Below are 22762 nucleotides of genomic sequence, written 5' to 3'. Positions count from 1 at the left end.
TCACAAGATAATTATTAGAAAAAAATGATTTTTTCAATTATTCAATTAAATCACATGGTTTGCATCCTGCACATTATAGGTTTAAAATAATAAATATCTCGAAATCAAGATAATTTAGGAGTGAAAAGATGAAAACAGAAGGATTGCATCATGTTACAGCATTTGCCAGAGATCCGCAAGAAAATTTGCGATTTTATACAGAAGTGCTCGGGCTTCGGCTTGTCAAAAAAACAGTGAATTTCGATGACCCGGGAACATATCATTTTTACTTTGGGAATCAAAATGGAGATCCAGGGACCATTATTACCTTTTTCCCGTTCCAAGGAAGCGGGCAGGGGACGGTAGGGAAAGGCCAAGCCGGCCGGATTTACTTTTCAGTCCCTAAAGGCTCTCTGGCTTTCTGGAAGGAACGCCTTCAAAATAATGGACTGAATGCAGAGGAGAAAATGCTATGCGGGGAACACGCGCTGATCTTTGATGATACAGAAGACCTTCCGTTAGCAATCATGGAAGACGGCGAAAGCGGAAAAAGCGAGTGGACACCTGACGGCATTTCAGAACATGAAGCCATCACCGGAATGAGAGGCGTGCTGCTGTACTCCTATGATCCGCAAGCAACGATTCAATTGTTAGAGGAAAGCTTCGGATACAGCAAAGCAGCGGAAGAAGATCAGATCGTTAGACTGAAATCCGCAGCGGCTGTCGGAAACGTGATTGACGTTCATTTGCAGCCGGAAAAAAGAGGCGTCGGAGGTTATGGAACAGTTCATCATATAGCGTTTCGGACAACGAGTGAGGAGCAGGCCAAATGGCAGCCGCTTATTGCTGAAAAACATCTCCCTTCATCAGAAATTCTGGACAGGGAGTATTTCACATCAATTTATTTCAGGGAAAAAGGCGGCATTTTATTTGAAATTGCCACAGATGAACCAGGCTTTATGACAGATGAAACGTTTGATGAGCTGGGGACATCCTTAAAGCTGCCTGAATGGCTGGAGCAACACCGCAAACAAATTACAGATATTTTGCCTGAATTGTAGGAGGAGACATGATGAAGCATATTTTTGAAAAAGGGACATCTGATAACGTCTTACTGCTGTTACATGGAACCGGAGGAAATGAGCATGATCTCCTTTCATTGGGCCGTTTTATAGATCCGGATGCTCATTTGCTCGGCGTCAGGGGATCAGTGCTCGAAAATGGAATGCCGCGCTTTTTCAAACGCCTCAGCGAAGGTGTATTTGATGAAAAGGATCTCGTTGAGCGGACAAAAGAATTGAAAGATTTTATCGACGAGGCGGCAGAAACGCATCAGTTTGACCGGAGCCGAGTGATTGCAGTCGGTTACTCAAACGGCGCAAATATCGCGGCGAGCCTGCTTTTTCATTATGCGGATGTTTTAAAGGCGGCTATTCTGCATCATCCTATGGTGCCGATACGGGGGCTTGAGCTTCCCGATATGACAGGGCTTCCTGTTTTCATTGGGGCGGGAAAATATGATCCGCTTTGCACAAAGGAAGAATCGGAAGAGCTTCACCGCTGTTTGCTTGACAGCGGGGCATCTGCTTCAGTTTTTTGGCAGGATGGGGGCCATCAGCTCACGCAGCATGAAGCTGAACAGGCTCGCCAATGGTACAAAGATACGTTTCAATAAAAAAACCTTAGTCCGTGTTTATCCGGACTAAGGTTTTTCTTAGATTTACAGCCAAGTTGATACTTTTGATAGAGGCAAGCGGTTGCTTTGGTGTGCAGGTTTCACTGCTTTCCCGATAGAAATAAGCATCACCGGAACATAGCGATCGCTGATATCAAATTCCTTTTGGAACTGCTCCTTATTAAATCCTCCGATTGCGCAGGTGTCATAACCTTTCGCTTTTGCGGCAATCATAAGCTGCATAGCAGCCAATGAAGCATTTAAGAAAGCGGAATCGCGTGCGAACTGTTCACTTTGGTAAGCACCGTTAATTTGGCCAAGAAGCGTTTGTTTGATTTCATCCGTGATGAAACCTTGGTTTGCCAGTTCAGCGTAAACGTCTTCACCGTTTTCATTCGCTTTTAGATCGCCTAAAATGGCAACGACAGCAGAAGATTCAACAATTTGTTTTTGGTTATATGCTACAGGCAGAAGAGCCGCTTTTGATTCATCGCTGTGGAAAACTGTAAAATGCCAGTGCTGCAGATTCCATGCAGAAGGCGCTTTAGTGGCGAGCTCCAAAAGATCAGTCAGTTCCTCTTTAGAGATCGGGGCATTGGTATCATATTCCTTAACAGATGCCCGTGCTTGCAAAATGTCCAGAGTATCAGTCATAATGTTTCCTCCTTCGGGTAAACGTGGTATGATAATAGAAAAGTTAGAAGCTTACTAAATGTAACTTGAAAGATAATTTTAATGGATCAGTGAATACTTGTCAAACAATAGATGAAGGGATGAAGACTAGTGGGAAATACAATGTGCCCTAAAATGGAGTCAGCTTTCTCATTGCTGGGAAAACGATGGAACGGTCTGATCATCCATGTACTAATGGATGGGCCGAAACGATTTAAAGAGATAACGGAAACCATACCGATGATCAGCCAAAAAATGCTGGCAGAGCGCCTTAAAGAGCTAGAGCAAAACGCGATTGTTGAACGTCGGGTTCTTCCCGAGACACCGGTAAAAGTGATCTATACGCTGACTGAAAAAGGAACCGCGCTGCAAGCCGTATTTCAAGAAATGCAAGCGTGGGCCGATCAATTTTGTGAGCCTGGTGTTACAGTGTGCGAAGAAGAGAAATAATGGAAAGAAACAGAGTATCCGCAGAAATGGTTTGTATCAGTGAGAAAGTCATGTAAGTGGGTCATACCGTTTACATGACTTTTTATTTTAGGAGCCATGTTATGAATCAGCTTTTATTTTACATATATAAAAAGAGATGTTAGGATGATGTCAACATACAAAAATAGGAAAGGATCCTTCCGTGAAAAAGTTACTAACAGCTATCCTGTTGTTAATGGGAATCATCATTTATCTTGTTGTACAAATCAGCAAACCGGAGCTCTATCTGCCTGAATTTTATATATACGATCAAAACCCTGTCAGCTTTCATTGGAATTACATAGGCATCGAAACTGGGTATAAAAAGGGAGACCCTGATTCTATCCACCAAATCTGGATCACACCGTTATATTTCGTTTTGCTGGCTGTTTTCATTCTGGTTATTTCTGCTTTTTTGAAAAAGAAATAAAAAAAGAGAGGTCTTGAATAAGGATCTCTCTTTTTTATTTCATTGACTGGCCATTTGCTAAGTGTAAAGCAGATGAAGAAGTTTCACCATCTTATAACTTACCATTCAAAAATTGTGCCTCGCCGAGCCCGAAACTCCAATCAGCATCTCCGTTTTCCGTAATGGAAACCATTAGGTCTTCCGGGGAAATACCGCATTCTGCTTCTAGTTTTTCAGCCAGCAAGGCATATAATTTCTCTTTTTGGCTCTTTGTTCTTGTTTTACTTGTAATGCTGATCACGATCAAATCTTTGCTTCTATGAAATCCTAATCCGGTATCGTGAATCACGAGCTCATTCGCGGGGTGCTGGTGCACAATTTGATATCGGTCACTCTCCGGCACGCCAAACGCTTCTACCATCGCTTGATGAGCAGTGTCTAATAGCGATTGTAATGCTTTTTGATCACGGCCTTCTATCAGATCGAAACGTAATAATGGCATTTGAATTCCTCCTTTTGTGACACTGATTTTATCAGCATGTTATCACATTGTTTTGTTATCTGAAGCCAATCGATAGATAAAAACATAACACATAACCAATAATTGATCAATATATAACTATGTTGTTGTCTGGCAGCCTATGAAATCATAAATATTATTGGCAGCAATTGATTAGGAGATTAGCATGAAATAATAGTTGATCAAAAGATGACAATTATATTACCATGAAGATCCTATTTCGTTAAAAATGAAAACATTTTCTAACAAACATCCGGAGATATTGTCAAAAACAACATGAAAATGGAGGTTAGCCATGCCGATTTTTATCATTGCTGCCGGGGTTTTTATTTTGTTATTTCTGACGGCTTGAGCATGAAGGAAACGTTTCAAACATGGACGCTGCTCACAACGGTCCTCTCGGTACAGGACTGGGCTGTTTTTTATTGGCCGGACTATTTTTGTAATAATGCTTTATCAGTAAAAATCAATATAACAATAGCCCAATCGTTTTTCTTCCTGGATGAATATCTTACATATAGGCAGACATAAAGGAGGAAATAATCATGTACCCTCAACACTCGTATTATCGCGGGAACCCAGGTCCGGCCGGATACCCGGAACGAAACCCTTTTTTGTTTGGCGCTCCTTTAGTCGGCGGTTTATTAGGCGGTTTTCTTGGGAGTGCTCTTTTTAATTATCCGCGTCCCTATGCGTATCCGCCTGTTCCTTACGGTTACGGAGGTGCGCCATACGGCCCCGGGGGACCGTATGGCGGAGGTTATCCCGGTTTTTATTAGCAAAAACGGCCTGCTTCTGTGCAGGCCGTTTTTTATCGCATAATTTCTACCTCGGACATATTGTAGTCCTGCTGTTTATGAAACATGACTTCCAGATGGCCGTCTTTATATACGGCTTTCGTTCCTTTCCGCTTGACAAGACAGGGAAGATTTACTTTTTTAGGATGCGTCAAACCCGGGAAATGTTCAATCAGTAATGTATGGGATGTATGTTTAATTTTGAGCTGTTCCAGCTGGCTTTCGTTTACTGAAACCTTTACAAACACATGGTCTGCTGTTTCGAATATATCTATATCAGGTTCGGTGCGCTGTGTTTTTTCTTTAGTCGGGAGAGGATCGCGAAATGGAAATTGAGCCGCGTAATCATTTCCGAACACATTTTCCATTACACTGTTTACATAATGCTCAACCTCTTTTGGATCGGCCTTTTTTAATGCTTCCTTGGAAAATTGATTTTGGAAAGGAAAGTACTTGTTCCACTCAAACATCTTCGTCACACCTTTCTTCACTGACAAAATAGTATATGCCTGCTCGATCTTTCACGTGATATAATATAAGATGCTCTAAAGAAAGGCAGGGACAAACTATGCATCAATCAGAAACAAAAAAAGGCGTTCTTTACACAGCCGTTTCCTTTACGATGTGGGGGCTGTTTCCGCTCTATTGGAAGCTTCTTGAACAGCTCCCGGCACTTGATATTTTAGCTCACCGTATCATTTGGTCTTTTGTTTTTATGTGTATCGTGCTTTTTTTCTTGCGTCAATGGAAAACGGGGTGGCATGAGCTGCGGTCTTTAAAAAAGAACGGAGGCATACTATCTTTATTTCTCGCTTCAATTCTCATTTCGGTTAACTGGTTTGTATACATATGGGCTGTCAATCATGGATTTCTGCTAGAAGCAAGTCTTGGCTACTACATCAATCCGCTTGTGTCAGTTCTTCTCGGCATTTTGTTTTTAAAGGAAAAGCTGAATCGCCTTCAATTGGTTGCAGTTTCTATTGCGGCAGCCGGCGTTATTATTTCTGCGTTTCAATACGGCTCCATTCCGTACATCGCGCTGTTGCTTGCATTCAGCTTTGGCTTATACGGATTTACCAAAAAAAGAACAAGTCTTTCAAGCGCTATCGGTTTAACGCTGGAGACATTCATGATTATGCCGATTGCATTGGGGTATTTGCTGCTTAGCGGCCATATTCAGCCTGCGGGTGCAGAAAGCGGCGGGGCATGGGTGCTTCTCTTTTTTGCCGGTGTGTTTACCGCGCTGCCGCTCTTATTGTTTGCTGAAGGGGCGAAGCGGCTGCCGCTGTATCAAGTCGGTATATTACAATATATTGCACCGACCATCACCTTGCTGATCGGGCTGTTCATTTACCATGAGCCATTTTCAAGCTCGAAGGCATTTACCTTTGCCTGTATATGGGCTGCATTAGTCTTGTTTACGTTTTCACAAGTGAAATGGAAACGGGCATCAAAAAGCCATTGAGCCTTTGGCTTTTCAGTTTGAGTATATATTATGTATAATCATTTCATGTATGTAAGACATAAAGGAGCAGGACGATGGACAATGATATAGAAATAGGAAAAGCATACGCCTCGCTATGGAACAGCCGCTCTTTCTCAAACGAAGATGCAGAATCGGTTACAGAGGCAATTGATCTTGAGCTTTTGGATAAGAGAACACATCCGAGACTCCGTAAACCTATGCTGGAAAAATATTATGCCGCTATACAGCGCATTGTGAATTCACAGCTGGAACCGGCTGTCAAATATCAACTGGTCAAATTACATACAGAACGCGTACAGTATTTAAAAGTAGAAAGAGGGGAGCAATTATGAAAGCAATCATAAAAGAAGATGTGCAAGCATCTTTAGAACGATATGCGGACCGCCCTGTATATATCCATTTAGAAACCACAACCGGTTCTTACTCGGCACATTTAAATGAAAAAAACATGACGGTTGTTGCTTATATACGCAATGCGAAGGTAACCTATCATCAAGCTAAAATCAAAGGGAGCGGGCCTTACCGGGTCGGCTTAAAAACAGAAGAGGGCTGGATTTATGCTGAAGGCCTGACTGAGTACACAGTGGATGAAGAAAACCGCTTATTAATGGCAGGACACTTGCCGGGCGGAAAACTGGCTATTTCACTTCAAATCAGTGAAAAACCGTTCACAGTTTAAAGAAAAGGGTGAAAAAATAATGAAAGAACACGTGCTTGTAATCCTGCCTCACCCTGATGACGAATCATACGGTGTGGCGGGTCTGATTGCTTTAAACAGAAAAAAAGATGTGCCCGTTACATATGCTTGCGCTACGTTAGGCGAAATGGGCAGAAATATGGGAGATCCATTTTTTGCCAATCGGGAAACCTTGCCATTATTAAGAAAACAAGAGCTTATCAACGCCTGCAAAGAAATGGATATCAATGATCTGCGAATGCTCGGACTTCGTGATAAAACGCTTGAGTTTGAAGACGATGAATATTTAGCTGATATCATGGAAGAAATCATAGATGATGTAAAACCAAGCTTAATTGTCACATTTTATCCGGGACATGGCGTGCATCCTGACCATGATGCATGCGGGGAAGCGGTCATCCGCGCATTGTACCGCAAAAAGAAAGAAGACCGTCCGCGCACACTATGCATGGCTATTACACGCAATAGGGAAGAGGTGCTTGGCGAAGCAGACGTCGTACTTGATATCAAAGAAGTGGCAGATATTAAAATGAACGCGTTAAGAGCTCATCGCACCCAGACGGAAGGTATGCTCCGAGAGCTTGAGGAAAAACTGAAAAACAATGAACCTGTGATGGCAACATGGTTTGAAGAAGAAGTGTATTGGACATATCAATGGAATGATTAAAAAAAAGGTATAAGGCCCTTGAGGGACCTTATACCTTTTTTAATTTCAAGTCAGATGCAATCGCTGATGCAAGAGTAGATCTCAGTGAGATGTCCTCAAAAGACAAACCGAGCTGAACCGCGGTTTGCGCAATTTCCGGGCGGATCCCCGACAATGTGGATGAAACGCCGATCAAACGCAGCGCCTCAATCAGACTGAACAGCTGGTGGGCAACCATGGTATCAATTACCGCTACTCCGGACAAGTCAATGTAAAGCTGCGTCACCTTTTTTTTCGCACATTGATTCAATGCATTTTCCATGATCAATTTAGCGCGGACGGTATCAATATCACCGATTAACGGAAGCAGTCCTACACTGTGGAACAGCACGATCACCGGTGCGCTCAATTCAGTGATCATATCCTTTTGGGCTTGAAGCTGAAGGCTTGTGTTTTTGTACATTTCTTCTATAAAAATATGAATCACAAGATCAAACGCCTTAATAAGGGTGTGATACAAATCCTCGGCTTCTTCGCTTTTCACGGTATCCTGATTGATATGAACAAAGTCCTTCACATAGGAAATATACAAGTCTCTCACTCTGACAAACTCACGGATAATATAGTGGATAGGCGTTTTTAAATGCTCTTGATCCTGGGTGACTTCAAATGCCCAGGCTTTTAGAATGGGCAAGTATACCTCTTCTTCATCTATAAAGATACGGCTGATCTTATAATTGAAAGCAAGATTCTGGCTCTTTAAATTTTTAATGACGGCCGGGTCTGTTGATGCATAGATTGAATTCGGATCAGTTTCCTCGATTGTTTCATACCATGTAGAACTTATTTCTTCTGCATGCTGAGACAGATACTCATATAATTTCTGATTTTGTGCCATGTCATATCACCTCTTTTAAAATTCCTGTTTCAATAAATAACGCTTCTGCAGTTTAACCAGCCTGAAAAACAGCCCGACTGCTCCTGCCGCTAGCCCTGCAATTAACCCGATCCAATAACCGAACGCGCCAAGTCCTGTAAACGTGCCGACCGCATAACCGACAGGAAGGCCGATAACCCAATAAGAAATAAAAGCGGCTGCAAGTGTATAATTGACATCTTTATATCCTCTGAGGGCGCCCTGAATAGGTGCTGCCACAGCATCAGAAAGCTGAAAAAACAGCGCGTAAATTAAAAAGTGCTGCGTTAGCCTGAGGACATCCGGATCAGAGGTGTACATGCCTGCGATTTGCTCTCTGAATAAAAGGATACAGGCAGCTGTTAACAAAGAAAAGCCTACTGCCATCATGATGCCGATAAAGCTGTAAGAGCGAGCGTCTTTAAAACGAGCTGCTCCTGCCTCAAACCCGACAACTATCGTTAAAGCCATGGACACGCTGAGCGGCAGCATATATAAAAGTGACGCAAAGTTCATGGCGGCCTGATGGGACGCGATGGTCACTGTATTGAAATGGCTCATCAGCAAAGTGACAGCCGCGAAGATGCTCGTTTCAAAAAACACGGCAAACCCGATGGGCAGTCCGATTTTCAGCATATTTTTGCACGCTTGCCAAGAGAACTTATACATGGTAAGGAAAATGCCATATTCAGAAAACGGCGCTGCTTTATGAATGATGATAAAACTGATGATACAGATGCACCAATACGTAAGCGCTGATGCAATTCCGGCGCCGACTCCGCCAAGGGCAGGCATGCCGAATTTTCCGAAAATAAATACGTAGTTTAACACAAAATTAATCGGCAGTGAACATAGCGTAATCATCATGGTCACTCGTGTTTTTCCTAATGAGTCAATGAACGATCTCAAAACGGTGTAAACAAATAAAGGAAAAATCCCCAAAGATAAAAACCCTAAAAAGTGCTTAGCAATGTCATATACGTGAGCCTCAAGGTTCAATCGGGACAGAACAGGATCAACTATTCCATATCCAACCGCTAAAACGGCAATGCTTAGAAGCGCGGCCACATATACAGCCTGTAAGACAGTAAAGGGAATTTGTTTGGTTTTATCAGCGCCTAATAGCTGTGCGACAATCGGGGTGACAGCCATTAATATACCTGCCAGTCCAGTATAGACAGGCGTCCAAAGACTTGATCCAATGGCCACACCGGCTAAATCGGCGGCGCTGACTTTCCCTGACATCACCGTATCTAAAAAGGTCATGAGAGAAAGCCCCGCCTGAGTAATTAAAATCGGAATTAAAATGTGCAAAAGCTGTTTTATCTTTTGTCCGGCGTTTTTGGTTTCTTTCATACATTGATCCCCGTTTCTTTATCATAACGAGAGAAATTATAACATTTTATGTATAAAAAGCAATGAACGCCTGGCCTATTCTTTTTTTGTCGGTTTCGTTTTTCTAAACATTTGGGCATAAATAAAAGAAAGCGAAATAACGCCTAAAAAGGTGCAGATATATTGAATGATTCTTTCCATTTCCATTCTTTACATACCTCCTTTACCAATAGAATGTACATCAATAAGATAAGCATGCGTGCAAAGTTGAAAATATGAAAAGGAGATGAGGCCCATGCATTACGAACAGATGACAGAAAGTGTATTCACGGCAAAGATACAATCGCATTTAGAACAGATACTAGGGGATGCTTCTCTTATTTTGAAAACGTTACACGAAAAAGATCAATGCCTCCTTTGTGAATTGGATGACTTGGGACGTATTTTTCAGAATATGCACGGCATTGCCTCATCCTTTTATTTGCAATCATACATTGAACAATTTACACCGTCATTTGTGGAACTGGCCAAGGCGATTAAAAATTTATCGGAAAATAAGCATGGCGCATTAATTGTCATTGAAAGGGCAGACCCGGTTGACAAATTTATCCAAAAAGGAACATCGCTGCATGCAGAAATCAGTGCTTCATTAATTGAAAGCATCTTTTTCCCGGGAAACCCTCTTCATGACGGCGCTTTATTAGTGAGGGACCATACACTCGTCTCAGCCGGAAACGTTCTCCCGCTGACGACACAAGAAGTGGATATTCATCTGGGAACCAGGCACCGGGCGGCTTTGGGGATGTCTGGATATACAGATGCGCTTGTGCTGGTTGTTTCTGAGGAAACAGGCAAGATGTCGTTTGCGAAGGACGGTGTGTTATATCCGCTCATCTCACCGAGAACATAAAAATAAACAAAAGGACCCGAACAGCTTTCGTCTCATGAGACAAAATGACTGGAATAGAACTCTTTTTTAAAAGCATTCATGCCATACTGAATGCTTTTTTTCTTGAAAATAGAAAGTCAGGAAATGTAACCTAGTATAAAAGTTATATTGGGTTAATATTAATAAAGTTAAATACTTTACCTGATTTTGTATTTATAGTACTGTATAAAATATTACATAAATTTTAATGGGAGGGTGTGCCGCATGGCTAATGTATTAATGATCGGTTTTCCGGGAGAGGGCCATATTAATCCGTCTATCGGTGTAATGAAGGAGCTGAAATCACGAGGAGAAAACATTACTTACTATGCAGTAAAGGAATATGAAGAAAAAATCACCGCGCTTGATATTGAATTTCGTGAATATAACGATTTTAGAGAAGAATATTTCGGAAAAAACGCAACTGGTAATGAGGAAAGAGATTTTGCCGAAATGATATGCGCCTTTTTGAAAGGGTGTAAGGACATCGCCACCCATATTTATAATGAAGTGAAAAACGAATCATATGATTATGTCATATATGATCACCATTTCCTGGCCGGTAAAATCATTGCCAATCTGCTGAAGCTGCCGAGATTTTCATTATGTACGACCTTTGCAATGAATGAGGATTTTTTAAAGGAAATGATGGACACCTTCAATAGCAGACCATTTGAAGACTCACCTTATTACGAATCCTATCAGCAGCTCGCAGAAACCTTAAATGCCGAGTTTCAAGCGGGAATTACCAAGCCGTTTGACGTTTTTTCGTCCGATGGAGATTTGACGATTGTCTTTACGTCAAGAGAATTTCAGCCAATGGCTGAGCAATTCGGAGAAAATTATGTTTTTGTTGGCCCTTCAATTGCAAAAAGAGCCAAAAGCAATGACTTTCCATTCGATCAGATTGACAATGAAAACGTGCTGTTTATTTCTATGGGAACCATTTTTAATAATCAAAAAGAGTTTTTCAATCAATGTCTCGAGGTGTGCAAAGACTTTGACGGAAAAGTTGTGCTGTCCATTGGGAAACATGTTAAACAAAGTGAGTTAAACGATATTCCTCACAATTTTATTGTGTGCCCGTATGTGCCGCAGCTTGAAATCCTGAAAAGAGCCAGTTTGTTTGTCACCCACGGCGGAATGAACAGCACAAGCGAAGGGTTATATTTTGAAACACCGCTCATTGTCATTCCGATGGGAGCTGATCAATTTGCTGTCGGAAAACAGGTGGAACAAGTAGGTGCGGGGAAAGTGCTGAAAAAAGAACAGCTGTCTGAAAACCTTCTGAAAGAAACCATTCAAGAAGTGATCAGCAATCCTGTTTATGCTGAGAAAGCAAAAGCAATTGGTCAGTCACTGAAAGCAGCAGGCGGTGCTGAAAAAGCTGCCGACAGCATTCTTGAATATGTTAAACACAATACTCAATCTGCTAACGCATAGTGTATACAGCCTGTTCATTTGAAATGGACAGGCTTTTAACTGTTTCGGAAAGCTGGGCAGAGTTGCAGTCAGAAGAAGGGATTTGACACTTTGATAGAGAATTGAAAGAAAAACAGACAGGAAAGGAGGAAAATCTGCTTCTTTCATCAACATAAACCAATCATTTTACCCCCGCTTAAATAGTTCCTTAGACTTTCGATAAACCTATACAAATTATGTAAAGTATTAGGTGTTTATCTAGAGGTTTAAGGTCGAACGAAGCTGAATTTGCTGCCGGATCTATAAAAATTTGTTTATAACGCTAAAAAAGTGACGATAAAACGTATGTGTGCCATTTTTGGAAACAGAATACTAATTATTTCTGTTTGTCTCATAAAAAGTTTAGGAGGTTAAATGAATGAAAAAGAAGATCGTAGCCGGCTTGGCTGTTTCCGCAGTTGTTGGGTCATCGATAGCAGCAGCACCCGCGGACGCAAAAACGATAAAGGTGAAAAGCGGTGACTCTCTTTGGAAACTTTCGCGCCAGTATCATACGAGTATTTCAGCACTGAAATCCGAAAACAAATTGAAATCGTCAATGCTTTATGTCGGCCAAAGCCTTAAAGTTCCTGAAAGCAGCAAAAAAAGCAAAACATCCTCATCAAACTCAAGCAAAACGTCAACATACACCGTAGCATATGGTGATTCCTTATGGATGATTGCCAAAAATCATAAAATGAGTGTTTCAGAGCTTAAAAGCTTAAACAGCCTGAGCAGTGATTTGATTCGTCCCGGCCAAAAACTGAAAATTAAAGGGACAAGCAGTTCAAATGGTTCGAATGGGCAGAAAAAAAGCAACGGTTCAAATTCTGCAGGCTCATCAAAAAGTACATATACTGTAAAGCTTGGTGATTCTCTGTGGAAAATCGCAAACAGTTTAAATATGACGGTGGCCGAATTGAAAACCTTAAACGGCTTAACATCAGATACGCTTTACCCTAAGCAAGTATTAAAAATAAAAAAAAGCAGCTCATCCAATAGCGGGAGCAGCGGTTCCAAAAAGCCGTCAAACTCAAATTCTTCAAAAACAACTACATACAAAGTGAAATCAGGCGATTCGTTATGGAAGATTGCGAATCAGCTGGGCGTCACTGTGCAAAGTATCCGTGATAAGAACAATTTGTCTAGTGATGTTCTGCGAATCGGGCAGGTTCTCACCATTTCAGGAACGACTAAATCAAATAATTCCAATAAGACAGTCCCGAAAGACAAACCAGGATCAAACGTTCAAATTGGAACAAAGATTGACAGAATGATAACGGAGGCAAAAAGATATGTCGGTGTTCCGTATCGCTGGGGCGGAAATACGCCTTCCGGTTTCGATTGCAGCGGCTATATTTATTACCTCATTAATAAAGTATCATCTATTTCAAGGCTGAGCACGGCAGGGTACTGGAATGTGATGCAAAAAGTCAGCCAGCCGTCAGTCGGAGACTTTGTTTTCTTTACGACGTATAAATCCGGACCGTCTCACATGGGGATTTACTTGGGCGGCGGCAATTTTATTCATGCAAGCTCCGACGGTGTGGGCATTTCTAATCTCAGCAATTCGTATTGGAAACAGCGCTACCTGGGAGCACGAAGCTATTTTTAAACTTTGAGCATCGACATTAGACAGACGGGGCGTTTGGGCAGACGTCCTGCTGCCCTAATGTAAAAGCCTTTTAAAAGGCTTTTTTTAGTTTATATCGGAATATGATTGACCAGACTGTTAGAAAAAACAAGGGGGAGACAGCATGAATCGTTTCTTGCTCCTTATCGTGCTGGCGGCACTGGGTCTTGCGGGATGCAGTCAGGAAACACCTCCCGATCATCCGCGGCGGGTACCGGAAAAAAAGGTAATAGAAACCTCAGCGTTTCGTCATCAGATTCAGCTGGTCAATAGAGAAGACAAAAAAGTCGGGTTTATTGAAATAAAAGAGTCAGAAGACGAAGGGCTCGATTTTCACATCTCAGCACACAGCCTGACACCTGGGGCTTCACTCGGGTTTCATATTTATGAAAAAGGATCGTGCGTCAGGCCGGATTTTGAATCCGCGGGCGGACCCTTTAATCCGCTGAACAAAGAACACGGCTTCAATAATCCGATGGGACATCATGCCGGAGATCTTCCGAATCTTGAGGTCGGCGCAGACGGGAAAGTAGATGTTATTATGAATGCGCCTGAAACCTCTTTACAAAAAGGAAGCAAATTGAATATTCTCGACCAGGATGGCAGCGCGTTTATTATTCATGAACAGGCTGACGACTATTTGACGAATCCGAGCGGAAATTCAGGAGCGCGAATTGTCTGCGGAGCGCTTTCTGGCAATAACGAGAAACAGTAATATAGCGGGAGCCCTTTTGTATTGAGCATACAGGGGCTTTTTTAGTATACTCGTTAATGGAATACGAATAGGAAAGGAAACCTGTCTATGACATCTCAATTGCAGCACTTAACATTGCCGGAAGATATACAAAATAAGCTTTTATCATATAAGAGCAAGCCGATTTCTCCAGAATTTCAATCGCTTATCGGGACATCAGGCTATGAGGCGGAGGATGAAGCCATTTTATTCGATGCCATTATCGCATTAGCGATGGGGAAAAATATCCTGTTAAAAGGACCTACAGGCTCAGGTAAAACTAAGCTGGCAGAAACATTGTCCAGCTATTTTCATAAACCGATGCACAGTGTCAACTGCTCAGTTGATTTGGATGCTGAAGCGCTGGTCGGCTATAAAACCATTGAAAATCAATCTGGCCAGGCGACGATCGAGTTTGTCTCGGGACCTGTGACAACGGCCATGAATGAAGGCCACTTTCTTTATATAGATGAAATTAATATGGCAAAACCGGAAACCCTGCCAATCTTAAACGGTGTATTGGACTACAGAAAAATGATGACAAATCCGTTTACAGGAGAAGTCGTTCGGGCAAAAGAAGGGTTTGGAGTCATTGCTGCCATCAATGAAGGCTATGTTGGAACCGTTCCGCTGAATGAAGCGCTTAAAAACCGTTTTGTCATCATTGATGTGCCTTATATTAAAGGCGAGCTGCTGAAACAAGTACTCATGTCTCAGTCTGCTCTTCATGATGAGAAATTGATTGACCGGTTTATCACGCTGTCTTCTGATCTGATCGTTCAGGCCAATAACGGGCAGGTGTCTGAAGAAGCGGCATCCATCAGAGCTTTAATTGATACGTGTGATTTAGCCGCTTATATTCCGCCGCTACGCGCCATCGAACGCGGAATTGTAGAGAAGCTTGACGATGACCGTGAAAAGGCGGCGGTCCGAAATATCGCAGAAACTCTGTTTGAATGAGGGATGTGCGATGAAATTTATCAAATTTAATGACAGCACAATTGACTCGTTTTTATTTATGATGCTGACCGATTTGGCCAAAACGCTCACCAAAAGTGAGGCAGTGGAAGTGGAGTATGGCGTTCAGTCCTACTACAACCCATTTGAAAAAAAAATCTACATGAGCCACTTTTGGAAGGACAGAGCAGCTGAAGATATGGAAGCAGGTCTCAAAAGCGATGTCTACCTTCGATCAGTCGGAACAAAATACAGCTCGCTGCAAGAGTTTGCGAGCCTTTTGAATTATATCCAGCACAATCTTACGTACAAAAGCTTTGCCAAACAGCTGTTTATGCTGCTTGAGGACATCAGAATTGAAGAGTGTATCAAACACGAGCGTCCTGGTACAAAGCATGTATTTGCAAAACGAAAAGACATGTACAGAAAACATTTCTCCACGCAGCTGACTTTAAATTTAGAACGAAGCATTTTTACAGATGCGCTCTTTTGCGCCATGTATGTCAAGCTGACGGCGGAATCGCCTCTGGAAGCCATCCCGTCTATGCGTGATGATATTGATCTGATGCGTCCGTTTATCGAACAGCAGCTCTTGCGTGTGTATGAAGCTGATTCTACACATCACGTTCTGAAAATTGTCGAAGATATCATGGACGGACTTGAAGAGGTGCTTGATAAAGACATGCTGAATACCTACTTCTTTTTGCCTGAGTTAGATTATGCAAAGGCTGCAGAGCAGCCGTTATTTGAAGAAGAGAAAAAAGCGCCGAAGCTGAGTGATGACATAACGCTTCCGAAAAAGTCAGACGGCGATGAAGATATTCACGATGAAGAAATGCCGACCTGGCACCGTGAAACAGAAGCGCCGTCTAAAAGCTTCCTTCAATTTGATATTGAACACGGCGCAAAATCCGATTTAGGAAAAGATGCTTCTCGTGAAGGGGACGATGGAGACCAGGCCCTCGGCTCTGTTCAAGGTTCAGCCAGACAGACAAAACGAAAAGACTATTCCAAACTGGAAGCGCTGGAGTCCAAAAAAGACCAGCCGAACGGCGCGGGTCTTGCCGACGGAAAGGAAAATAAATTCGCGTTTGCGATTTATAAAGAACCGCAGCCTGCAACACAAGATGAAGAGCTTTCTTATAAACAGCAGGCAAAATCGATCGAATCGTATCAGAAGCGTTTGAAACAGATGATTCAAAAAACGCTTGAACACAAAAAAACGCTGCCAAGGACTGATCTTCACGCGGGCCGTCTGAACAACAAACTTCTCCGTTATTTTACGGAGCGGAATCCGCGTCTTTTTTACAAAAAACAAGAGCCTTCTTCAGAAATTGACGCTGTTTTCACATTGCTGGTCGACTGTTCAGCAAGCATGTTCGACAAAATGGATGAAACGAAGAGGGGAATCGTATTGTTTCACGAAGCCCTGAAGTCGGTAGCAGTCCCGCATCAAATTGTCGGTTTCTGGGAGGATACAAACGATGCGACCGAAACGAGTCAGCCGAACTATTTTAATACGGTAATTCCATTTCAGTCATCCTTAAGACAGGCGGCGGGACCGGCGATAATGCAGCTTGAACCTGAGGAAGACAACCGTGACGGCTATGCGATCAGGCAAATGACGAAAAAAATGCTGCAGCGGAGCGAGGCGCAAAAATTCTTAATCGTGTTCTCTGACGGAGAGCCGGCCGCATTTGGTTATGAGCAAAATGGAATTGTCGATACAAGTGAAGCAGTTATCGAAGCTCGAAAAAGAGGAATAGAAGTCATAAATGTTTTTCTCTCCAACTCGGAAATTGAAGAATCACAAATGAAAACAATACAGGATATGTACGGGAAGTTCAGTATATTTGTCCCGGATGTCGATCAGCTTCCGGATGTACTGTATCCGCTTCTTAAAAAACTGCTCCATAAAAGCATAGGATAACCCTTTATTCTATGCTTTTTGGCGTTTCTTTTTTTAAATGATTAAATTTTTTGTTTTTTATAAAGGTTTTTTACTATTTTGTGAACAATCAAGGTAGAATCAAATTGCAAACAGTGGTAAAATATCGTTGGAAGCGTTTTTATTACATAATTTTGGACACAGCGTTCGAAAGTTATTTTAAGATAGTGAATAAATCACTTGATTATCTAGGTTGGGGGTAATATTCAAATGTTTCAAAATAATATGAAACAACGAATGAATTGGGAAGATTTTTACGGTCCGAACCTCGGCTATGCGCTGGAGCTTTACGATCAGTACACTCAGGATCCGAACAGCATTGATCCGGATCTGAAGGAAATGTTCGACGAACTCGGAGCTCCTCCAAGCGATATAAAAGAGGCATCGGGAACAAAAGAAAAGGGACGTGTTACAGCCGATCTGATACAAAAGATCGCATCAGCAATCAGACTTGCAGAAGATATACGAACCTATGGCCATTTGAACGCTTCCGTCAATCCGCTCAGAAAGGATGGGAAAAAGAGCGAGCTCTTTCCATTATCCGATTACGGGCTAACAGAAGAGGAAATAAAAGAAATACCTGCGTCGGTCATTTGTAAAGACGCTCCTACAAACATTACGAACGGTTTAGAAGCCATTCAATATTTACGAAATACGTATAAAAGAACCATCTCATTTGAATTTGATCATGTACACGACTTTAAAGAGCGCGAGTGGCTGACTCAAAAGATTGAATCCGGTGAATTGTTCCAAAAGAACTCAGCTGAAAAGCTGTCAGCTGTGCTGGAGAGACTGATGGAAGTAGAGGGATTCGAGCAATTTTTACACCGGACCTTCGTCGGGCAGAAGCGTTTTTCAATTGAGGGTCTGGACGCTCTCGTTCCAGTGCTTGATGACATTATTGCACAATCTGTCAAATCAGGTACAACGAGCGTCAACATCGGTATGGCGCACAGGGGCCGCCTGAATGTGCTGGCACATGTGCTGGGCAAACCGTATGAAATCATATTCTCAGAATTCCAGCACGCGCCGAACAAAGATCTTGTCCCGTCTGAAGGATCAATCGGCATCAGCTACGGATGGACGGGGGATGTCAAATATCATCTGGGAGCGAACCGTGAGCTTCATGACGCTGAAACGAAGTCAGCGCGCATTACGCTGGCGAATAACCCGAGCCACTTGGAATTTATTAATCCGATTGTTGAAGGCAGCACAAGAGCGGCGCAGGAAACTAGAACACAAAGCGGATATCCGGTTCAGGATGAAACAAAATCACTTGCGATTTTAATTCATGGAGACGCTGCGTTCCCCGGGGAAGGAATTGTAGCTGAAACATTGAATTTAAGCTCTTTAAAAGGGTATCAAGTCGGCGGTGCGATTCATATTATCGCCAATAACATGATCGGATTCACAACAGAAAGCGCTGAATCAAGATCAACAAACTATGCCAGTGACCTGGCGAAGGGCTATGAAATTCCGATTGTTCACGTAAATGCGGATGATCCTGAAGCCTGTCTTTCAGCTGTTAAGTTTGCGGTAGAATACCGAAAAACATTCAACAAGGACTTTCTGATTGACTTGATCGGGTACAGACGCTACGGACACAATGAAATGGATGAGCCGTCAACTACTCAGCCGATGCTGTATGACGCTGTAAGAAAGCATCCGACTGTCAAACATATTTTCGCGGAAAAGCTCGTTAAAGAAGGGGTGCTTACCGAGGAAGTTGTTCAAAACATTGAAAAGTCGGTAACGAAACGCATAGAAGACGCTTATCAAAAAGTGCCGGCTAAAAAGGAACATATCGCCAGTGAAATAGAACTTCCGGAACCTGTTTCAAACGGCTTTCCGGATGTAGATACATCTATTGATTTTGATGTGCTCCGCAAGCTGAATGGCGAACTGGTCAATTGGCCGGAGTCGTTTAATGTATTCGGTAAGCTAAAACGCATTTTGGAAAGACGGGCCAAGGCGTTTGATGATGACAGAAAAGTGGAATGGTCATTGGCTGAATCTCTCGCGTTTGCTTCCATTCTGAAAGACGGAACACCGATTCGATTAACAGGACAGGATTCTGAGCGCGGAACGTTTGCTCAAAGAAACCTTGTGCTTCACGACAGTGAGACAGGCAAGGAATTTGTGCCGCTGCACCATTTGTCAGATTGTGACACATCATTTGCCGTTCATAACAGCCCGCTGTCTGAAGGATCTGTACTCGGTTTTGAATACGGCTATAATGTGTATTCACCTGAAACACTTGTCCTTTGGGAAGCGCAGTATGGGGATTTTGCCAATGCTGCTCAAGTGTACTTTGACCAATTTATTTCTGCCGGACGAGCAAAATGGGGCCAAAAATCCGGATTAGTGATGCTGCTGCCGCACGGTTATGAGGGACAGGGCCCTGAGCATTCAAGCGGTAGAATCGAGCGGTTCCTGCAGCTAGCTGCTGAGAACAACTGGACGGTTGCCAACCTGACAAGCGCCGCTCAATATTTTCATATATTAAGAAGACAGGCTAAAATGCTGCTGCGTGAGGAAATTCGTCCGCTCGTCATCATGACGCCGAAGAGCCTTCTGCGCAATCCGAATACCGTTTCCGAAGTGCAGGAGCTCAGTGAAAGCCGCTTCCAGCCTGTTTACGAACAGTCAGGACTTTCTCATGAGTATGAAAAAGTAACGCGGCTCGTATTATCCAGCGGTAAAGTATCTATAGACATCAGCGATCATTTCAACAAGTTAGAAGACGGGAAAGAGTGGCTTCACATTGCGAGAATTGAACAGCTGTATCCATTCCCTGCAAAAGGAGTCAAAGAATTATTTGCAAAGCTTCCGAACCTTAAAGAAATTGTTTGGGTTCAGGAAGAGCCGCAGAACATGGGGGCTTGGAGCTACATCAGCCCTTATTTGACAGAACTTGCACCAGAAGGAGTAAGCGTTCAATATATTGGACGAAGAAGACGATCCAGTCCTGCAGAGGGAGATCCGACAGTTCATAAAAAAGAACAGGAACGTATTGTATCTGATAGCTTGACTCGCAAAAACTAAGGGGGAAATGAAAAAATGGCGGAAATTAAGGTACCTGAATTAGCAGAATCAATCTCAGAAGGAACAATAGCCCAATGGTTAAAGCAGCCCGGTGATTATGTAGAACAGGGTGAATATCTGCTTGAACTTGAAACGGATAAAGTAAATGTTGAATTGACAGCAGAAGAATCGGGTGTTCTGCAAGAGGTATTGAAAGATTCGGGTGATACCGTCCAAGTTGGAGAAATTATCGGTACCATTACAGAAGGCGCGGGTGAAAGTTCTGCCCCTGCTCCTTCAGAGAAGGCTGAAAGCAAAGAAAGTGAAAAAGAAGAAAAGAAAGCTGAACCAGCGGCGCAAGAAGTGAGCCAGGAAGCGCAAACTGAAGCAAAATCAAGAACAATCGCATCTCCTTCTGCCCGTAAGCTGGCGAGAGAGAAAGGGATTGACCTGTCTCAGGTTCCGACTGGCGACCCGCTTGGAAGAGTGCGCAAACAGGATGTTGAGGCGTATGAAAAACCGGCGGCGAAACCAGCTCCTCAGCAAAAACAGCAGCCGCAGGCTCAAAAAACACAGCAAAGCTTTGAAAAGCCTGTTGAAGTGCAAAAAATGTCACGCCGCAGACAGACAATCGCAAAACGTCTAGTCGAAGTACAGCAAACATCTGCGATGCTGACTACATTTAATGAAGTTGACATGACGGCTGTTATGAATCTTAGAAAACGCCGCAAAGACCAATTCTTTGAGCAAAATGAAGTGAAGCTCGGCTTTATGTCTTTCTTTACAAAAGCTGTTGTAGCTGCTTTGAAAAAATATCCGCTCTTGAATGCAGAAATTCAAGGCGATGAGCTGATTGTTAAAAAATTCTATGATATCGGAATCGCTGTCGCAGCTGAGGAAGGACTTGTCGTTCCAGTTGTACGTGATGCAGACCGCCTGACATTTGCAGGCATTGAAAAAGAAATCGGCGAGCTTGCGAAAAAAGCGAGAAGCAATAAATTGACCCTTGGTGAGCTGCAAGGAGGCTCATTTACAATTACAAACGGAGGGACTTTCGGTTCACTCATGTCGACACCGATTTTAAACAGCCCTCAAGTTGGTATCCTGGGTATGCATAAGATTCAGCTGCGCCCTGTCGCAATTGATGAAGAGCGTTTCGAAAACCGTCCGATGATGTATATTGCATTATCTTATGATCACCGGATCGTAGATGGTAAAGAAGCAGTTGGATTCCTTGTCACAATTAAAAACTTACTAGAAGATCCTGAACAGCTTTTGTTAGAGGGATAAAACAAAAAAGGTACATCACGGATAAACGTGATGTACCTTTTTATATACAATAGAATGTTAAAGAGACAGTTCTGTGCTGTTTGAATCTTCTTTTGGATTCTTACCTTTTTTAGACCAATATGTAGCGAGCAGGGAGCCCGAAAGGTTGTGCCATACGCTGAAAATCGCGCTCGGAACGGCAGATAGCGGTGAAAAATGTGCCGTGGCAAGTGCTGCGCCAAGCCCTGAGTTTTGCATGCCGACTTCAATTGCAATTGCTTTTTGAGACGCATAATCCATTTTTAACAGCTTTGCACAAAGAAATCCCAGTAAATATCCAAACCCGTTGTGCAGGATAACTACTGAAAAAATAAGCAAACCTGATTGAAGCAGGTTTTCCCGGTTGCCGCTTACAACAGCTGACACAATGGCAACGATACCGATGACTGAAACAAGCGGCAGGGCATGAACGGCTTTTGCGACCTGTTTTTTGAAAAATATTTTGACGATTAGGCCTGCAATGATTGGAATCAATACAGCCTGCAAAATCGAAATAAATAACGAGCCAGGTGAGACAGGCAGCCATTCCTTGGCAAACAGCATAATCAAAACCGGCGTTAAAATCGGTGCCAACAAGGTGGAAATCGTTGTGACGGCAACAGACAGGGCCGTATTGCCTTTTGCTAAAAATGTCATGACATTAGAGGCAGTTCCACCGGGACAGCAGCCAACGAGAATAACGCCTACCGCGATTTCCGAGGGGAGATGCAGGCCATATGCTAAGCCGAAAGCAACAAGCGGCATAATCGTATATTGGGCAATCACGCCGATAATGACGTACAAAGGTTTTCTGATCAGCTCTTTAAAATCATCGGTTTGCAGTGTGAGCCCCATTCCAAACATAATAATGCCAAGAAAAATCGTAATATAAGAACTGATCCAAGAAAATAATGACGGGAAAGAAAATCCGAGCACGGCAAAAACAATGACCCAGATTCCGAAGGTTTGTCCCGCGAAATGACTTATCTTTCTGATGTTTTCCATAAAAACACTCCTCATACACTGATCAAGAACTCCAGCAGAAATCCTTACAGATTTTTTTGGTATTCCCCTATTATAATTAATTTTCTGAATAATTCAATATTGATAGATTGACTGTATTCTGATATATTCATGGAGATAGATGATAAATATATTATGTAAACTAAT

Annotated in this window: 23 protein-coding genes and 1 pseudogene; 18 read left to right on the top strand and 6 right to left on the bottom strand. The window is 42.7% G+C overall.

Annotated elements, in window-relative coordinates; all coding sequences use genetic code 11:
* Window positions 1-128 precede the first annotated feature (128 nt).
* Window positions 129-1040, top strand: coding sequence for a ring-cleaving dioxygenase (locus WA325_RS02405; protein WP_336183167.1), 912 nt, complete (start codon window positions 129-131; stop codon window positions 1038-1040).
* 11 nt (window positions 1041-1051) lie between these two features.
* Window positions 1052-1654 carry an alpha/beta hydrolase gene (locus WA325_RS02400; protein ID WP_202853605.1) on the top strand — a complete coding sequence of 201 codons (603 nt, stop codon included), beginning with the start codon at window positions 1052-1054 and terminating at the stop codon, window positions 1652-1654.
* 45 nt (window positions 1655-1699) lie between these two features.
* Here the strand turns inward: WA325_RS02400 and WA325_RS02395 are convergent, their stop codons facing one another.
* A complete protein-coding gene (locus WA325_RS02395) occupies window positions 1700-2308 on the bottom strand; it encodes a nitroreductase family protein (RefSeq protein WP_322008783.1) in 609 nt (202 codons plus the stop codon).
* A 129-nt stretch (window positions 2309-2437) separates the two neighbouring features.
* Between WA325_RS02395 and yodB the strand changes: the two genes are divergently transcribed.
* Both yodB and WA325_RS02385 read left to right on the top strand, forming a co-directional pair.
* The gene (yodB, locus tag WA325_RS02390) at window positions 2438-2776 is read left to right on the top strand and encodes a transcriptional regulator YodB (RefSeq protein WP_105955015.1); all 339 of its coding nucleotides are present in this window, start codon (window positions 2438-2440) and stop codon (window positions 2774-2776) included.
* Window positions 2777-2957: 181 nt separating this feature from the next.
* Complete coding sequence (locus tag WA325_RS02385; RefSeq protein ID WP_024121747.1) at window positions 2958-3224, top strand: hypothetical protein; 267 nt, start codon at window positions 2958-2960, stop codon at window positions 3222-3224.
* Between the two features lie 91 nt (window positions 3225-3315).
* Here WA325_RS02385 and WA325_RS02380 read toward each other — a convergent pair whose 3' ends face one another.
* Complete coding sequence (locus WA325_RS02380) at window positions 3316-3705, bottom strand: tautomerase family protein (protein WP_024121746.1); 390 nt, start codon at window positions 3703-3705, stop codon at window positions 3316-3318.
* A 363-nt stretch (window positions 3706-4068) separates the two neighbouring features.
* Here WA325_RS02380 and WA325_RS02375 point away from each other — a divergent pair.
* A pseudogene (locus WA325_RS02375) lies at window positions 4069-4169 on the top strand (transporter); the annotation flags it as partial.
* Between the two features lie 99 nt (window positions 4170-4268).
* Window positions 4269-4502 (top strand): hypothetical protein, encoded by a 234-nt coding sequence (locus tag WA325_RS02370; protein ID WP_044155524.1) that lies wholly within the window; start codon window positions 4269-4271, stop codon window positions 4500-4502.
* Between the two features lie 32 nt (window positions 4503-4534).
* Here WA325_RS02370 and WA325_RS02365 read toward each other — a convergent pair whose 3' ends face one another.
* Window positions 4535-4990 (bottom strand): Hsp20/alpha crystallin family protein, encoded by a 456-nt coding sequence (locus tag WA325_RS02365; protein WP_336183166.1) that lies wholly within the window; start codon window positions 4988-4990, stop codon window positions 4535-4537.
* Between the two features lie 98 nt (window positions 4991-5088).
* Here WA325_RS02365 and rarD point away from each other — a divergent pair, with 98 nt between their 5' ends.
* The 4 genes from rarD (at window position 5089) to bshB2 (ending at window position 7370) form a co-directional block, all read left to right on the top strand.
* Window positions 5089-5985 (top strand): EamA family transporter RarD, encoded by an 897-nt coding sequence (gene rarD / locus WA325_RS02360; protein WP_059293280.1) that lies wholly within the window; start codon window positions 5089-5091, stop codon window positions 5983-5985.
* A 74-nt stretch (window positions 5986-6059) separates the two neighbouring features.
* Window positions 6060-6338: a hypothetical protein gene (locus WA325_RS02355; protein WP_024121740.1), complete on the top strand. Its 279-nt coding sequence runs from the start codon at window positions 6060-6062 to the stop codon at window positions 6336-6338.
* Window positions 6335-6685, top strand: a complete 351-nt coding sequence (locus WA325_RS02350; RefSeq protein WP_010334594.1) for a YojF family protein — start codon at window positions 6335-6337, stop codon at window positions 6683-6685. Before WA325_RS02355 ends, WA325_RS02350 begins: the two co-directional genes overlap by 4 nt.
* Before the next feature lie 19 nt (window positions 6686-6704).
* Window positions 6705-7370, top strand: coding sequence for a bacillithiol biosynthesis deacetylase BshB2 (bshB2, locus tag WA325_RS02345; RefSeq protein ID WP_024121739.1), 666 nt, complete (start codon window positions 6705-6707; stop codon window positions 7368-7370).
* A gap of 28 nt (window positions 7371-7398) precedes the next feature.
* Here bshB2 and WA325_RS02340 read toward each other — a convergent pair whose 3' ends face one another.
* The gene (locus WA325_RS02340) at window positions 7399-8247 is read right to left on the bottom strand and encodes an STAS domain-containing protein (protein WP_326327432.1); all 849 of its coding nucleotides are present in this window, start codon (window positions 8245-8247) and stop codon (window positions 7399-7401) included.
* Between the two features lie 15 nt (window positions 8248-8262).
* Window positions 8263-9621, bottom strand: coding sequence for an MATE family efflux transporter (locus WA325_RS02335; RefSeq protein ID WP_336183165.1), 1359 nt, complete (start codon window positions 9619-9621; stop codon window positions 8263-8265).
* Between the two features lie 265 nt (window positions 9622-9886).
* Between WA325_RS02335 and cdaS the strand changes: the two genes are divergently transcribed.
* The 8 genes from cdaS to odhB all read left to right on the top strand — a co-directional run bounded on the left by cdaS (window position 9887) and on the right by odhB (window position 21574).
* Window positions 9887-10510 carry a sporulation-specific diadenylate cyclase CdaS gene (gene cdaS / locus WA325_RS02330; protein WP_336183164.1) on the top strand — a complete coding sequence of 208 codons (624 nt, stop codon included), beginning with the start codon at window positions 9887-9889 and terminating at the stop codon, window positions 10508-10510.
* Between the two features lie 243 nt (window positions 10511-10753).
* On the top strand, window positions 10754-11971 hold the full coding sequence (locus tag WA325_RS02325; RefSeq protein WP_326327429.1) for a macrolide family glycosyltransferase: 1218 nt from the start codon (window positions 10754-10756) through the stop codon (window positions 11969-11971).
* A gap of 397 nt (window positions 11972-12368) precedes the next feature.
* Complete coding sequence (locus tag WA325_RS02320; RefSeq protein ID WP_336183163.1) at window positions 12369-13604, top strand: C40 family peptidase; 1236 nt, start codon at window positions 12369-12371, stop codon at window positions 13602-13604.
* 142 nt (window positions 13605-13746) lie between these two features.
* The gene (locus WA325_RS02315; protein WP_336183162.1) at window positions 13747-14337 is read left to right on the top strand and encodes a superoxide dismutase family protein; all 591 of its coding nucleotides are present in this window, start codon (window positions 13747-13749) and stop codon (window positions 14335-14337) included.
* Between the two features lie 87 nt (window positions 14338-14424).
* On the top strand, window positions 14425-15315 hold the full coding sequence (locus tag WA325_RS02310; protein ID WP_105955023.1) for an AAA family ATPase: 891 nt from the start codon (window positions 14425-14427) through the stop codon (window positions 15313-15315).
* Window positions 15316-15325: 10 nt separating this feature from the next.
* The gene (locus WA325_RS02305; RefSeq protein WP_105992061.1) at window positions 15326-17242 is read left to right on the top strand and encodes a vWA domain-containing protein; all 1917 of its coding nucleotides are present in this window, start codon (window positions 15326-15328) and stop codon (window positions 17240-17242) included.
* Window positions 17243-17470: 228 nt separating this feature from the next.
* The gene (gene sucA, locus WA325_RS02300; RefSeq protein ID WP_059293273.1) at window positions 17471-20305 is read left to right on the top strand and encodes a 2-oxoglutarate dehydrogenase E1 component; all 2835 of its coding nucleotides are present in this window, start codon (window positions 17471-17473) and stop codon (window positions 20303-20305) included.
* A gap of 15 nt (window positions 20306-20320) precedes the next feature.
* Complete coding sequence (gene odhB / locus WA325_RS02295) at window positions 20321-21574, top strand: 2-oxoglutarate dehydrogenase complex dihydrolipoyllysine-residue succinyltransferase (protein WP_105992062.1); 1254 nt, start codon at window positions 20321-20323, stop codon at window positions 21572-21574.
* 57 nt (window positions 21575-21631) lie between these two features.
* Here the strand turns inward: odhB and WA325_RS02290 are convergent, their stop codons facing one another.
* A complete protein-coding gene (locus WA325_RS02290) occupies window positions 21632-22597 on the bottom strand; it encodes a bile acid:sodium symporter family transporter (protein ID WP_105992063.1) in 966 nt (321 codons plus the stop codon).
* Window positions 22598-22762: the final 165 nt, after the last annotated feature.

Source organism: Bacillus sp. 205(2023) (assembly GCF_037027485.1).
Lineage (GTDB): Bacteria > Bacillota > Bacilli > Bacillales > Bacillaceae > Bacillus > Bacillus halotolerans.
Note: the sequence above shows the minus strand (reverse complement) of the source record. Positions and strands in the feature narration are given on the sequence as shown.